This window comes from Spirosoma pulveris (genome assembly GCF_054781875.1).
In genome coordinates, this window is sequence record NZ_BAAGTO010000001.1 from 836,432 (window position 1) to 851,433 (window position 15,002).

Consider the following 15,002-nt stretch of genomic DNA (forward strand, 5'->3'; position numbering starts at 1 on the left):
GTGACTGTTTTTTTAAATAGTCTATAGACAATCATGCGCAAACTTTCGTTAACAGCGGCTACACTTTGTTTAGCTGCTCAATTGACCACCGCTCAAATTAAACTCCCTTCGCCTAGTCCCGGTGCCACGGTTATGCAGACCATTGGTACGACTGATTTGACCATTAGTTACTCACGCCCAAGCTTACGGGGTCGGCAACCGTTCACGGATACGTTTGTACCGGCAGGAAAAGTCTGGCGGACGGGTGCCAATGGCGCAACCCTGTTCACGACCTCAACAGACCTGATGGTAAACGGCAAAACATTACCCGCCGGTAGTTATGCCATTATGTCGATTCCTTCAAGAGAAGCGTTTACCCTGATCTTCAATAAAGACAAATCCGTTACGGAGGCAACTTACAAGCAGGATCAGGACGTGTTGCGGGTTGATCTGCAACCACAGGAAAACAGTGAAAATGTTGAGACCTTCACCATTGCCTTTGGTGATTTAACTGACAATTCGGCCAAGTTGAATTTCATGTGGGCCAATGCTAAAGCTTCAGCTGACCTGCGCGTCGATGTAGATGCCAATGCAGCCGCTAACGTAGACAAAGCCGTAGCCGAGAAACCCGACGATGCTGCTGTGTTGCAGGCAGCCGCCAGTTATAACGTATCTAAAGGACGTAATCTGGACCAGGCTCTGATCTGGATCGACAAGTCGATTGCCAAGCAGGAAAACTTCCGCAACCTGTACATCAAGTCGCAGATACTGGCTAAACAGGGTAAGTACACTGACGCGCTCCCCATTGCCGAAAAGGCACTTGCACTCGGTCAGTCGTCGAACGATCAGGTATTCCCATTTTTCAAGGAGGGCATCGAAAAGAGCGTAACGGAGTATAAATCTAAAATCCCGGCTCTGCCAGCCATGAAAAGCGGCAAGGGAAAAAAGAAGGCTTAACTAAATGTAATGCCTGACCGGTATTACACTTTACCCAATTTACGTATAGTGAGCCCTGAAAGGCCGAGTGAGTTCAGTTTCACTCGGCCTTTCAGGCTATTAATTGAATAAATTTACTAATTTTTAGTACTATATGAACCAGTAAACGGCCTATCCAGTTAACAAAACGATCCATTTACCACCGTTTACGCTATGATTACTAGCCTGTTAGCAAGATTAAGCAACTATATTCAGCGCACGCCTACCGGGCTAACCATTCTGGCGGGCCTTCTGCTGGCGTGTTATCAGTATTGGGTTGGCCCGCTGCCCTTATGGCTTCAGCTTGTCTTTTGTATAAGCCTTCTTATACTCGTTGGAATTCCGCACGGGGCGCTAGACCATCTCATTGAACAGGAACACACCATACGGCAGGCGCAGCCGTTTTCATTGACTCGTTTTATAACGAAATATGTGCTGATGATCGCGGCCTACGGGCTGGCCTGGCTGCTTTTTCCCGTATTGAGCCTGACCCTCTTTTTGTTGATTTCGGCCTGGCATTTTGGTGAAACGGATCTGGAAAATGCCCCCGACGATCGGTACTGGTCGTTGATCAGGTTCGTAGCGGGTGGATTTGTGCTGGCGTTTATCCTACTCACGCACGCCCCTGAGGTTACGCCCATTTTGTCCAGAATCATCCAAAACGATCCACAGGCCATGAAACTGTGGGGCGAGACTGCCAACCGGGCTGGTTCGTTGCTTCGCGGCTGGGCAACCCTCGCGGTTGTGCTGGCTATGCTGGCGCTAGGACACCGGCCTATGAAACTAAACGGGTGGCGGTTGGTACGATTAGGTACGGTGCTTCTTCTTACCTACACACTTCCTTTACTTCCCGCCTTTATGCTGTACTTTGGCGGATGGCATTCGCTTAGTTCGTTTGGAATTATCCAATCCTACATGCAGCAGCCGGGTAAACCAGCACAAACGATCTGGAAACTCTGGCGGCAGTCTATTCCCCTTACGGTCCTTGCATTTGGATTCCTGATGGCCGGGGCAGGTATCTGGTACAGTTACACACCCATCTTTGATCCCTTACCTTACCTGTTTATCTTACTTTCGACGATAACGTTACCCCATATCCAAGTAATGCATCAGCTCGACTTGTTACGTAAATAACTCGTCTTCAGTAAACTAAAGCCATTTTCTTTCCCATCATCAAAAATAAAAAAGCCTGTTACAAGCACGTAGTGGGCTTTTTTGTTTTTGATGAAAATTTATTTTGTTTAATACTTTTTTATAAACGTTAAACAAAATACATTTGATACGTTGTATAATTCTCATTAAAAATTATACATTTCTATTTCATCATTCATCTAACTACAATTATGCTTAACCAAATCTCTTCAATTCTGCTGGAAGTGCTCCAGCCCGGCGACGTAATTGGGTTTACGTTTTTCACGGGCTACATGTCCATGTTCGCAGCTTCGGTATTCTTCTTTATGGAGCGAAGCGAAGTTGATGGTAAGTGGCGCACATCGCTGCTTATCTCTGGGTTAATCACCATGATTGCTGCGGTACACTATTTTTACATGCGGGGCGTATGGCTTGAAACCAAGACATCGCCAACCGAATTCCGTTACATTGACTGGACACTCACTGTCCCCCTGATGTGTGTCGAGTTTTACCTGCTGATTAAGCCATACGGAGGCAAAACATCTACCTTATGGCGGCTGGTTGGTTATTCGGTCTTCATGCTCGTAACCGGCTACATTGGTGAGTCAATCGACCCGGCCCGTACCGTACTCTGGGGAGCTGTCTCTACCCTTGGTTACATTGGCATTGTATATGAAGCAACACTGGGCAGCGTAAAGCAGGTGGCAGATCAGTCGCCAAACCCGGAGGTGTCGAAAGCAGTCCGCCTGCTCCGTAACTTTGTTCTGATTGGCTGGGGTATCTATCCAATCGGATACATGACAATGCCCGGTGGTCTTTTAGGCGGAATGGGCCTAAATCTGGACCTTATTTACAACATCGGCGATGCCGTGAATAAGATTGGATTTGGCCTGGTGGTGTATGGTGCAGCCGTAGCATCGACCAAAAGAGAATCCGTTAGGGTAATGACAGCTGTCAACGCCTAAGCAAGTAGCTGCCAAAGGCCCGATCGTTTGGCATCTTACCAACCGATCGGGCCTTTGGCTTTTTGACACAGTTAATGGCCTGAGCCGGGTGCTTTTCTGATTCAAGAAACAAGGGGCAAAAAAAGCCTGCCGGGGTTTCCAACAGGCATTCACATAAAAAATTTGGCTGATTAGGGCTACTGCACTTCCGGCATATCTGAAGGATCAATCAGCAGGAAACCAGGATTGATGCAGGCCCCATGCCAGCGAACTCCCAGGTGCAGATGCGGCCCCGTTACCCGACCCGTTTCGCCGGTCAAACCAATCGTTTGGCCTTTGGTTACGGTCTGATTTGGCTTGACCGAGTAGCTTTTCAGGTGAAAATATTCGCTGATCAATCCGTTGCCGTGATCAATGTAGACGGCGTTACCGCTAAAAAACTGATTAGCTGCCAGCACTACCCGACCATTTCCAATGCTCAACACCGGCTTACCCACCGCTACCGGGTAGTCCTGACCCGTGTGCCGATCGCGGGGTTGCCCGTCAAACGTTCGGCAGGCACCGAAGTTACCCTCGCCTTTGGGCAGCGGATTGGCGGGTTTGCCCACCGGTAAATCGAATACGGCCGGACGAACCTCAGCTTTGTAACTGATTATCGGATTGACAACGGCAGCTTCCTTAGCCGCTCTCGCCTGGTTCTGTGCCGACACATTCACGTATTCCTTTTTAGGAAAGTTTTTGATGTCTTCCTGCTGACAGGAGTTTTCGGTTACCGTAAGCGTGGCCGACTCCAGTTTTCCACCTGTTGTCCGGCGGGAAATCGTATATTTTCCCGGCTCCATATCCATATCTACCGGATAATAGCAGGTGCCATTGACTGCATCCCAAGCCCTTTTTTCGAAACTGCACCGGAGGCAGTTTCCCGCCCAGCGAGCTACTTCGCCCTGGCCGACCGCCACGGATTTTGCTGATTCGGCAGACGAGGAGTTTTTCGTTTGGCCCATAGCCGATAACGTCAGTAAAACCCCGCTAAAAACTGTTAAGTTAAAGATGCTCATTGTAAATAAAGTTGAGTGCCTTACTTACAACCAGACTTTTCTAAACACTGTTTTAAATCTTAGCCGAGCAGACTTACGGCCAGCGGTTTGCTCATGCGGGACGTGGTATAACCTTTTGGAATATCCAGGCAATGCCCACCACCAGTAAACAGCCGATCACGTTCAGCCACAGAAAAGCGGTTAAATCCAGATACCAGCTAATCACAACGAAGACTTCGGAGATGATCGCCGACCAGAAAGTTGCCCGACCGCCAATGGATTTAACGTAAAAGGCAACCACAAAAACGCCCAGAATCACGCCGTAAAACAGCGACCCCAGAATGTTAACGGCCTCGATCATACTACCCAGCCGGTTGGCGAATTGGGCGACCACAATACAGAATACGCCCCAGCCTACCGTTGCCCAACGGGATACATTCAGGTAATGGGCGTCGTCTGAGTCGTCTTTGATGAGCCGCTTGTAAATATCAACCACCGTCGTTGACGCCAGCGAATTATAGGCAGAAGCAATGCTCCCCATCGATGCGCTGAAGATGACGGCAATGAGCAAACCGATCAGCCCGTGGGGTAGGTAATCGAGTACAAAGCGAAGAAAAACATAATTGACATCGTTGGTATCGGCCGATGGGTTGTTCTTCTTAATTAGACTGGTCACATCGGTCTTCACCTGTTTCAGAGCCTCATCCGTTTCACGCAAAACACTCCCTGCTGCATTCTGAGCAGCTTCGTTATCCGTTTTAAGGGCCACCTGCATATCCAGTACTGCCTTCTGTCGCTGGGTTGTCAGGTTTTGGTGTTTGATTTCGGCGAGTTGGTAAGCCGACGCGTACGGACTCTCTTTCAGGCGATCGGTTTCCTGCTTGTTGAAAAACGTAGGCGACGGATTATACTGGTAAAAGACGAACACCAGCACACCTACCAGCAGAATTAGAAACTGCATCGGCACTTTCAGCAGTCCATTCATCAGCAAACCCAGACGGCTTTGGCCAATGGATTCGCCGGTCAGGTAGCGCCCCACCTGCGACTGGTCGGTGCCGAAGTACGAAAGCTGAAGAAAAAAGCCGCCAATCAGGCCCGACCAGAGGTTATAACGGCTGTTGGGGTCAAACTTCAGGTCGATCAGGTTCATACGTCCCGCTTCACCCGCCACGTGTAGGGCATCGACGAAGCCCACACCTTCGGGCAGCATCTTAACGGTCAGAAACCCGGCCAGCGCCATGGCAAACGTCACAACGGCCATTTGCTGCAGGTGCGTGTAGGAGATAGCCTTGGTACCACCCGTTACGGTATATACGAGCACAATGCCACCCATGAGCAGATTCGTCCAGTAAATATTCCACCCCAGAATGGTTGACAGGATAATGGCAGGCGCATAGATCGACAAACCGGTAGAAAGCCCCCGCTGAAGCAGAAACAGCCCGGCGGTGAGGGTTCGCACGCGGGAATCAAAGCGGGATTCGAGGTATTCGTAGGCTGTATAAATTTTAAGCTTATGGAAAATCGGAACGAACGTAATGGACAGCACAACCATGGCCAGCGGTAAGCCAAAATAAAATTGCACAAAGCGCATCCCGTCCGAAAACCCCTGTCCAGGAGCTGACAGAAACGTAACAGCACTCGCCTGGGTTGCCATCACCGACAAGCCCACGTGGTACCACGGAAGCGACTGCCCGGCCAATAGGTAGTCGTCCATGCTACGGCTTCCCCGGCTACGGATTAGGCCGTAAATGATAATGCCGGCTAACGCAATAACCAATACACTCCAGTCAATAACACTCATGACAGCCAGTGCATTAGCAGGTAGAACAAAATAATTTCGGCAGCTAGGCTCCCAATTACAATAGCATAAAGTTGCGACCAGGAACGGGCAAACGGTGGTAAGTCGGTAGGATTATCGGGCATAGAGGCATGTCTTATCTGACAATAACGGCGAAAATAGTGTAAATCAGCATACCTGTCAGATAATACCCCCAGAACAAATTATTTGCCAATTCTGATGTGACAGCTAACGTAGCGAATAAACAGGACCGATCTGTATACAGCCCAGCCTATAAACAAGGGGAGCATCTACTGCCAGATCAGTCGAATTTCGCCCAGGTTATCCGTTTGGATGATGGCTTCGGCGGTATCCTGCCGGACCAGTTCACCCCGTAGTTGCGTCCCGTCTTTCAGCACGATCGAATACAAGCATTTAGTGCGTTGAGTTTTTTTTGGGTTGGTAATAGTCCTCCTGCGCGAAACCGAGACAGGGCAAAAGCAGCAAAATAAAAGGCAGTTGTTCCCTTTGGCAGGAGTTAGTTACGGCCGATAATTAAATTATATCCAATATAGGGTGATACATAAACCTTGGTCTGATTTTGAGCCGGTAAGGTGGCATAGTAGACATAATTGGACCTTACCGCTGACAGCGCTCCGAGGTCGAAGGCATGACGTTTGCGATTAAGTCGCAGCGCCACCGAGAGTTCGGCACTGGAATTTCCATAGTAGGCATTTAAATAGAATGTGTTGTCGCTCAGGAATGTCAGATTACGGGATAGTTGGTGCATGACCCCCACGGTGATAACCGGAATTTTATTGGATGAAGTATAATCCGGAAAAATACGGAGTCCATAACCCAGCGTTGCATTTCGCTGGCTATCGCCAAACGACATAAGTCCCTGGATCACCAGTTGCTGGGCGATTTGGTAGAAATATCCTTTTTGGCGGGGCTGGTAGGTGGTGTTGATACCAAACCGAAATTGCTCGCCAATAGGAAATGTCAATTTACCGGAGAACCGGAACGTTGGCCCCAGTACTGTTTCCCGTGGGCTAAAAGCGCTCGGCGAGTAACTCCCATAAAATGGATTGACACTCGCGCCCAGGCTCAGATTACGGGTGAGCCCGTACTGAAACTCGTTGAGCAGCAGAAACGTATTCCGGTAATAAAGCCGTCCTTTTTCTGCGTTAAAGGCCGTATTACCGGTCAGTAGCCAGGGCGAAAAGCGGTTCTGAAATGTACGACCCGGCAGGTCGGCAAGCCCGGTGGTGTCGGGGTCAGACCCGGACGAGTCGATGCGGGCCAGTAATTCCGGTTCAAAATAAGTGAGCTGCCCATTGCTCTTTCGTACCGTGATCATTGTGTTATCCTGGCGAACGAATTTTCCGGAAAACCGGGTACCATCCTTGAGTACGAATACCGTTGTGGGAGTCTGAGCCGAACCAGGCAGCCTATCCGGGCGACTGGCCGAGATACGAACAACCTGATCGGCTTCTACGAATGAGCGGTCTCCATTTCGTTTTTGAACCGTAATGACCGAGCTATCCTGCCGAATGATGCGCCCTCGAAGCAGGGTTCCATCCCGAAAAAGCAGGTAGGATTGTTTACGTTCGAGATCCTGTGGTGAGACTTTTATTAGTTGAGCCAACAAAATAGTTGGACTCAGCAACAGGAAAAGAAGAACTGTTTTCATGGTTGTGGGTGTTAAAAATCAAGGAGCAATATTGATAATTTATCATGTATACGGTGACGAACCGGCAACTATTTTTTCAGCATATAGCCCAGACCTCCGATTTTCCTTTAGGGTTGGAAATCGAACGGGCCGAAGGCGTATATCTTTATGGAAAGCAGGCTGATGAGGTCTACATGGATCTTATTTCGGGCATTGGCGTTAGTAATGTCGGGCACCGGCACCCGCACGTCCTGCAAGCCATTCAGAACCAGCTAGACAAATACCTGCACCTGATGGTGTATGGCGAGTATATCCAGACACCCCAGACGGAGCTGGCACAAGCCCTCGCCCAGACGCTGCCGCCCAGCCTGGATACAGTGTATTTTACGAACTCGGGCACCGAAGCCGTTGAAGGCGCCATGAAGCTGGCGAAACGCTATACTGGTCGGACGGAGATAATCAGTTGCTTCAACGCCTACCACGGTGCTACCCAAGGTGCCCTGTCGCTTTCCGGCGACGAAAACTTTAAACGCAACTACCGCCCGCTCCTACCCGACATCCGGCACATCCGGCATGGATACTGGCCCGATATTCATCAGATTAGCGACCGTACCGCAGCCGTTGTTATGGAAGTCGTTTGCGGTGAAGCGGGCGTTCGGGTCCCGGACGCGGCTTATATGCAGGCCGTTCGGCAACGCTGTACCGATACGGGTACCCTGTTGATTTTCGATGAAATTCAGACAGGATTTGGCCGTACGGGCACCTTCTGGGCGTTTGAAGACGTTGGCCCGGTTATTCCTGATATTTTGTTGTGCGCTAAAGGGATGGGGGGTGGAATGCCCATCGGTGCCTTTATCAGCTCGGCCGAGATTATGAGCGTGTTCCGGAATAATCCCATTCTTGGGCACATCACCACGTTTGGCGGGCATCCGGTTTCGTGTGCGGCCTCCCTGGCAACGCTGCAGGTCATTCAGACCGAGAAACTGCACGAACAGGCCGAAACAAAAGGTCAACTGTTCCGGCAATTGCTGACCCACCCGGCTATACGGGAAGTACGCGGCAAAGGCTTGATGCTGGCCGTTGAATTTGACTCGTTCGATGTGCTGAAACCTGTTATTGACCGCGCCATTTTAGGCGGTGTCATTACCGACTGGTTTCTATTCTGCAACAATTCCATGCGAATTGCTCCTCCCCTGGTGATTACGGAAGAGGAGATCAGGAAAGCCTGCGCGGTCATTCTCGAAGCGATTGAGTATGTAACAGTACCTGTAGATTAAGGAAACAGAACCGTAAGCGTACCTACCATCAAAGCGATCACAAACAGAATTAAAAGACCTATTACCACAGTTCGTACTAAACTACCGGGCTTTTTAGGGGATGGGATGGCCATAAATGGGTAAATTGATTATCGGATAAATCCTGTTAAACAGTTGCGCCGAACACTGGTGCAGCTGTTTCGCTTTTAGGCGGACAAAAATGAGCCGTTAACCCGACTTTTGCAACCATTTGCTATCCGGCATCTGTCAAACATGCGTGCTCCCGAATGTAATTGCCGCGTCGGCGGAAGGCAGAACCGGGTGAAATCAGGCTACAATCTTACCCAAAAGGAATAGGCCGCAAAGCAGATTGAATAATCCCGTATTCACGTTACTTTGAGGAAATTTACCGTGACGTATACCGTGCCGCCCCAATTCTGTTTCAACCACCATGGCCAAAGAAGCACTTATCACGTTTATCCAGAGTAACATACCCATTGGGGGGTCAGCACTGACAAACATCATCGACCACTTCGACACGCGAACCATCAAGAAAAATGAGTTTTTCCTGAAAGAAGGGCAGATTAGCAACGACTATTTTTTTCTGGAAGAAGGCTGTATGCGGGCTTTCACGCACGACCCCGATGGCAATGAAGTGACTACCTTTTTTTATGCCCGAAACAGGTACGTCTTCGAAGTGTCGTCGCTCTTCATGCGAACCGTTTCGACCGAAAATATTCAGGCGCTCACCGATTGCCACGGCTATTCCATCACGTTCGAGACGTTGAATAAACTCTTCCATTCATCCCCCGAATTTCGAGAGTTTGGCCGTATGATGCTGGTCAAATCGTTTGCCGTATTTAAAAAGAGGACGCTGGAGCTTATTAACAAAAGCGCCGAAGAACGGTACGAAAATCTGATTAATACGGATCGGGAGGTCTTCAAGTATGCCCAACTTAAACACATTGCTTCGTATCTCGGCATCACGGATACGTCGCTGAGCCGGATACGGCGCGAATACACAAAAAAATAGCCCGCTCGTTATTTCTTGTCATTTGGCAGGTCGCCTAATCTGGGTGCAGTGTTCCTTTGCCTTGTCAATAAATTACAATGTCATGGAACAACTTCCACTCTACATCCCCGTCACGTTCGGGCTTACTGTGCTACTTGCTGGCTGGCTGTTTGCCAAAGCGACGCCTGCAAGTAAAACGTTTCTTATCGTTTTGGCTGGCTGGATTGCGTTTCAGTCGATCCTGGGACTAACCGGGTTCTACACGATTAATACAGTGCCGCCCCGGCTTTTGCTTTTGTTGCTACCGCCCATACTCACCATCGTGGTACTGATGAGCACGGCACGGGGTAAACTTTTTATCGATCGACTGGACATCAGAACATTAACACTGTTCCATGTCGTCCGCATCCCCGTTGAAATCGTGTTGCTATGGCTGTTTATGCACAAAACCATCCCTGAATTGATGACGTTCGAGGGGCGAAACTTCGATATTATTTCAGGCCTATCGGCTCCGCTTGTTTATTGGTTTGGCTTTGTCGGTAACCGGGTTAACAAACCGCTGCTGCTGATCTGGAATACCGTTTGCCTGGCGCTGGTGCTAAATATTGTGATTAACGCGCTGCTCTCTGCACCTACGCCCTTCCAGCAATTCGCCTTCGACCAGCCCAACATCGCCATTAGCTATTTCCCCTTTAACCTACTGCCGTCGTGCCTGGTGCCGCTAGTCATTTTTGCCCATCTGGCCATTTTTCGGCAGCTACTCCGCAACGAAATAGTGTCAACAAGGCAACGACCCTACTCCCATGAATGATAAACATCTGATCACATCGGCTGTCGAGCCTGATAAAATTCAGGCTTCGCCGTTTACGCCGACGCCCAACGCAATCCTGAAAGCTACGTTGGGCGTCGGTAAGTGTACCTCCTCAATCTCTGGGTTGAACCGTTAGTTGCCGGATGACCAATTACAACGGAATATTTCCGTGTTTTTTCTTTGGCAGTGTGGCGACTTTATTTTCCAGCATCGTAAAGGCCCGAATAAGTTTCTGCCGGGTCTGGTCGGGCATGATAACCTCATCGATATAACCCCGGTTAGCCGCCCGATACGGATTAGCAAATTTTTCAGTGTACTCCAGCACTTTCTCCTGCAACTTGGCCTGCGGATCTTCGGCTTCGGCGATCTCCCGCTTAAAGATGATCTCGGCGGCCCCACTGGCTCCCATCACGGCAATTTCGGCTGAGGGCCAGGCGTAGTTCATGTCGGCGCCGATGTGCTTGGAATTCATGACGTCATAGGCTCCGCCATACGCTTTGCGGGTAATGACGGTGACGCGGGGCACGGTGGCTTCACAGAATGCAAACAGCAGTTTAGCCCCGTTGGTGATAATGCCGTTCCACTCCTGATCGGTGCCGGGTAGAAAACCAGGTACATCTTCGAGCACCAGCAGCGGCACGTTAAAGCAATCGCAGAAACGAACGAACCGGGCGGCTTTCGTACTGGCATGTATATCCAGTACCCCCGCCAGTACCGCCGGTTGATTGCCCACCACCCCAATGCTGCGACCGCCAATCCGGGCGAAACCCACCACGATGTTCTCGGCAAAATTCTTGTGAACCTCCATGAAGCTTCCTCCATCGACCAGTTCCTCAATTACCTCCCGCATATCGTACGGCTGGTTCGGGTTTGCCGGAATTATGGCGTTCAGGCCCGGCCGCGACTCATCGCCCGGTTCATAAGCCAGCATAGGCGGTTCATCTTCGCAGTTTTGCGGGATGTAGCTCAATAACTGTTTGAGGCTTTGGATACAGGCCAGTTCGTTCTCGCAGGCAAAGTGCGTCACGCCCGATTTGGTGCTGTGGGTACTGGCCCCGCCCAGTTCTTCGGCCGTAACGGTTTCGTGCGTTACGGTTTTCACGACGTTAGGGCCGGTCACGAACATATAGCTCGTGTTCTCGACCATGAAAATAAAATCGGTGATGGCGGGACTGTATACGGCACCACCCGCACAGGGACCCATAACGGCCGATAGCTGCGGAATAACCCCCGACGCCCGTGTGTTGCGGTAAAATATATCGGCATAGCCCGCCAGCGAGAGAACCCCCTCCTGAATCCGGGCACCGCCCGAATCGTTCAGGCCAATGATCGGGGCACCGTTTTGCAGGGCCAGATCCATAAGCTTACAAATTTTTTCGGCGTGGGTTTCGGAAAGTGCCCCCCCAAAAACGGTAAAGTCCTGCGCAAAGACGTAGGTCAGCCGCCCGTTGACGGTGCCGTAGCCGGTAACCACCCCATCGCCGAGGTAATGTTCCTTGTCGAGCCCGAAGTCGCGGGTACGATGCATCACAAACTTGCCGATCTCCTCGAACGAGCCTTCATCGACCAGCAGGGCGATTCGTTCACGTGCGGTTAGTTTCCCTTTTTTATGCTGGTTATCAATCCGTTTCTGACCGCCACCGAGTTCGGCTTCGGCATTTTTTTGAATCAGGATGTCGGCTTTGGTAAGCGTTGGTGTATCAAGCTGATTAGACTCCAGGTGGTTTTCAGTAGGCATACTGTTGGTCGTAGAAAAACAAGGTCGGACAAAGTTAATTTTTCTTACGGATTACAACCGTTCCAAGTCGATTTGTATCTTGACTGATGAATGAAAATCAAATCATTTATGAGTCGATTGTTGCTGCTGTCTCTGTTGGCTTTCTGCGTCAATGCGACTGCTCAGGACACGGCAATGACGTCTCCCGTCCGGCAACTTCTACTCAAATGGAATCCATTAACCTTATTCGATAAAGAAAGCATGCTTCAGCCGGGATTCGAGTACGCGCTGTCTTCCAGAACGGCGATTCAGGTGGAGGCAGGATATGGACCGCCATTTCTGGATAAACTCTCGCTTTTGAAACAGGGAAAGCTCGATGAACGGCAGGCCTGGCGGGGACGGTCAGAATTCCGGTGTTATCGGCAACCGCGGGCAGGAGTCGGACGGTACTGGGCACTGGAAGGGTTTGTTTTAACCGTAAATGGTCCAAAGTCGGTTTTCGTATCTACGTTCGAGGGTGGGCATGATCAACCCGTTGCCTTCCCGATTCACAAGCGGGTCGTTGGCGGGCACGTTAAAATGGGTCTTCAGCGGGCATTCGGGCGAAGAAATAAGTCAGCAAACCCGTCACGATTTTTGTACGATATCTATGCTGGTCTGGGCCTTCGCCACGAACGTGTCTCTGCCGAAACCGTATCGGGAATACGCTATATCCACCCGGTTGGCAGCCAGTTTTTTGATGTGTATCGTCCCATCAATGCCTTTTCCTTGAGCGCCACCCTGGGCATAAAAGTTGCGTACAGTTTTCGTAAATCTCAACGGCAATCTTTTCCCTGATGCGTGAACGTTTACTCCTCCTTCCTACACTCCTACTGGTGTTGTCCGCATCGGCTCAGGACTCAACCGTTCGGTACGAATACGTTCCGCGGGTAATCATTAAACTGGCTCCGCTCTCGCTTCTTCTCGACCCTGACGCTACACTACAGGCAGGGCTGGAAGTACGCACCGGCAAACGAAATGCCGTGCAGGGCGAAATTGGCTTTGGGCATAAAGGGCTGGCTATCACATCCGACGATAAACAGAACTTTGCCGACTGGTCCATCTGGCGAGTCAGGTCGGAGTGGCGGCATTATACGGGACGCTACCGCTCAAACAGGCGAAAAAACATACATATCAATAGCCAGTTTCCATTGGGTAATTACCTGGCCATTGAGGGGTTTGCCAAGCAGATTAACGCAACAAAAAATCTGATTCTTTACGATCCGGACCCAAACTTTCCTGCTAATCAGGAGGTAATCAACCGGTTTGTCTGGGGAAGTCACGTCAAATGGGGCCGTCAGATTGCGATCCCCTCCGATACACCCAAACACCTGAGCCGCGTCCTGCTCGACGTTTATGTTGGTGTTGGGATTCGGTATGGCCGTACTGAGACCAATTCGCCAACGTCGACCTGCGGGTGCGGACTTATTCCCAGCCGGTTTCAGCCCGGCAACTCCCTTTTGCCCAGCCTGACGGCTGGCCTGAAAATTGGCATTGGTTTATAAGTACGGCATACTCCTTTTTTTCTGACCTTTGCCGTGTACAATCGCGCTGGCTCCTTTGCGTTTTTTTATTTACATCGCCTTTTTTCTGATCGCGTACCAACCGGCCGCATTCGCGCAGTCGTTGGGTGGGCAGCGTATCTTTTCGTTTCTCGACCTGCCGACGCATGCCCGCGTGGCGGCTTTGGGCGGGCAAGTCGCGACCGCCGTTAGCCCGGACGGAGCTTATCACCTCAACAATCCCGCCCTGGCCGATTCGGTCAAGCCAAACCTGCTTTCCATTAGTCTGATGCCGTATCTGGCTGCCGCTAAATATTATACACTTCAGTACGGTTTACCGGCCAAACAAACCAGCCCCGACCGGCACACGGGCTGGGCAGTGGGTCTGCAATACCTGAGTTATGGGCAGTTTACCATGACCGATCCTATTGGAAACACACTCGGCACGTTTTCGGCCAATGACTATGCGCTAAGCCTGACCCACGCCCGAACAGAAGGCAATTTCACCCTCGGCGCTACGATAAAGGCCGTTGGCTCGTCCATCGAAATGTATTCGGCATTCGGCGTTCTGGCCGATCTGGGCGGGGTATGGCGGCATCCGAAGAAGGATCTGACGTTTGGACTGGTGGCCAAAAATGTTGGATATCTGATCAAAAACTACGGTTCGACGGATGCCGATCTGCCGTTCGACTTACAAGCGGGCGTCACGCTTAAACCCCGTCATGCTCCCATCCGTCTAACCCTGACGGCCCATCACCTCCAGCGGTTCGATATTAGTTACAACGACCCCAATCTGAACGTCCGGTACGATTTGAGCGGAAACCCAATTCCGCAAACAACCAGCGTAACAGAAAAAATAGCCCGGCACCTGAGCATCGGAGCCGAATTGCTCCTCAGCCGAAACGTACATTTGCTGGTTGGTTACAATCACCAGAAGCGGGCGGAGGGGAAAGTGACCACAACGGGCCTTGGCGGCTCGGCCTTTACCGGAACCGGTATTTCATTCGGGGCCTCGGTACAGGCACGGGCGTTTCAACTGACCTACGCCCGATTTACGTCCATACCCACGGCGGGTACAAGTCAGTTGTCCGTCCGAATTGATATGAACAGACTTGTAAAGTGACCCGAAAAATGACTCTCGAAGCAGTTT

At 50.6% G+C, this 15,002-nt stretch carries 14 protein-coding genes; 10 read left to right on the forward strand and 4 right to left on the reverse strand.

The features are described 5' to 3' along the window. The first annotated feature begins 33 nt into the window (after positions 1-33). The 3 genes from ACYVJM_RS03365 to ACYVJM_RS03375 all read left to right on the forward strand — a co-directional run bounded on the left by ACYVJM_RS03365 (position 34) and on the right by ACYVJM_RS03375 (position 3,050). A complete protein-coding gene (locus tag ACYVJM_RS03365; RefSeq protein ID WP_461146787.1) occupies positions 34-936 on the forward strand; it encodes a DUF2911 domain-containing protein in 903 nt (300 codons plus the stop codon). Positions 937-1,128: 192 nt separating this feature from the next. After that, positions 1,129-2,088 (forward strand): Brp/Blh family beta-carotene 15,15'-dioxygenase, encoded by a 960-nt coding sequence (locus ACYVJM_RS03370; protein WP_461146788.1) that lies wholly within the window; start codon positions 1,129-1,131, stop codon positions 2,086-2,088. Between the two features lie 209 nt (positions 2,089-2,297). Continuing rightward, entirely contained in the window at positions 2,298-3,050 is a 753-nt protein-coding gene (locus ACYVJM_RS03375; protein ID WP_461146789.1) for a bacteriorhodopsin-like, read from the forward strand. A gap of 176 nt (positions 3,051-3,226) precedes the next feature. Here the strand turns inward: ACYVJM_RS03375 and ACYVJM_RS03380 are convergent, their stop codons facing one another. From ACYVJM_RS03380 to ACYVJM_RS03390, 3 genes are all read right to left on the reverse strand, one after another. After that, entirely contained in the window at positions 3,227-4,087 is an 861-nt protein-coding gene (locus ACYVJM_RS03380) for a M23 family metallopeptidase (protein ID WP_461146790.1), read from the reverse strand. 91 nt (positions 4,088-4,178) lie between these two features. Beyond that, the gene (locus ACYVJM_RS03385) at positions 4,179-5,867 is read right to left on the reverse strand and encodes a sodium:solute symporter family protein (protein ID WP_461146791.1); all 1,689 of its coding nucleotides are present in this window, start codon (positions 5,865-5,867) and stop codon (positions 4,179-4,181) included. A 514-nt stretch (positions 5,868-6,381) separates the two neighbouring features. Then, the gene (locus tag ACYVJM_RS03390; RefSeq protein WP_461146792.1) at positions 6,382-7,536 is read right to left on the reverse strand and encodes a hypothetical protein; all 1,155 of its coding nucleotides are present in this window, start codon (positions 7,534-7,536) and stop codon (positions 6,382-6,384) included. A gap of 44 nt (positions 7,537-7,580) precedes the next feature. On the opposite strand from ACYVJM_RS03390, the gene ACYVJM_RS03395 reads away from it, so the two are divergent. The 4 genes from ACYVJM_RS03395 (at position 7,581) to ACYVJM_RS03410 (ending at position 10,730) form a co-directional block, all read left to right on the forward strand. Beyond that, positions 7,581-8,792, forward strand: coding sequence for an aspartate aminotransferase family protein (locus ACYVJM_RS03395; RefSeq protein WP_461146793.1), 1,212 nt, complete (start codon positions 7,581-7,583; stop codon positions 8,790-8,792). A gap of 430 nt (positions 8,793-9,222) precedes the next feature. Further along, on the forward strand, positions 9,223-9,804 hold the full coding sequence (locus ACYVJM_RS03400; RefSeq protein WP_461146794.1) for a Crp/Fnr family transcriptional regulator: 582 nt from the start codon (positions 9,223-9,225) through the stop codon (positions 9,802-9,804). An 82-nt stretch (positions 9,805-9,886) separates the two neighbouring features. Next, positions 9,887-10,594, forward strand: a complete 708-nt coding sequence (locus ACYVJM_RS03405; protein ID WP_461146795.1) for a hypothetical protein — start codon at positions 9,887-9,889, stop codon at positions 10,592-10,594. Beyond that, positions 10,587-10,730 (forward strand): hypothetical protein, encoded by a 144-nt coding sequence (locus tag ACYVJM_RS03410; protein WP_461146796.1) that lies wholly within the window; start codon positions 10,587-10,589, stop codon positions 10,728-10,730. Before ACYVJM_RS03405 ends, ACYVJM_RS03410 begins: the two co-directional genes overlap by 8 nt. A gap of 15 nt (positions 10,731-10,745) precedes the next feature. On the opposite strand, the gene ACYVJM_RS03415 is transcribed toward ACYVJM_RS03410, so the two are convergent. Beyond that, positions 10,746-12,332: an acyl-CoA carboxylase subunit beta gene (locus tag ACYVJM_RS03415; RefSeq protein WP_461146797.1), complete on the reverse strand. Its 1,587-nt coding sequence runs from the start codon at positions 12,330-12,332 to the stop codon at positions 10,746-10,748. A 108-nt stretch (positions 12,333-12,440) separates the two neighbouring features. Here ACYVJM_RS03415 and ACYVJM_RS03420 point away from each other — a divergent pair, with 108 nt between their 5' ends. From ACYVJM_RS03420 to porQ, 3 genes are read left to right on the forward strand one after another with little or no spacing between them, the layout of a single operon-like run. Next, a complete protein-coding gene (locus ACYVJM_RS03420; RefSeq protein ID WP_461146798.1) occupies positions 12,441-13,148 on the forward strand; it encodes a hypothetical protein in 708 nt (235 codons plus the stop codon). Next, entirely contained in the window at positions 13,148-13,855 is a 708-nt protein-coding gene (locus ACYVJM_RS03425) for a hypothetical protein (protein WP_461146799.1), read from the forward strand. Before ACYVJM_RS03420 ends, ACYVJM_RS03425 begins: the two co-directional genes overlap by 1 nt. 55 nt (positions 13,856-13,910) lie before the next feature. Continuing rightward, positions 13,911-14,975, forward strand: a complete 1,065-nt coding sequence (porQ, locus tag ACYVJM_RS03430; RefSeq protein WP_461146800.1) for a type IX secretion system protein PorQ — start codon at positions 13,911-13,913, stop codon at positions 14,973-14,975. The last annotated feature ends 27 nt before the right edge of the window (positions 14,976-15,002 follow it).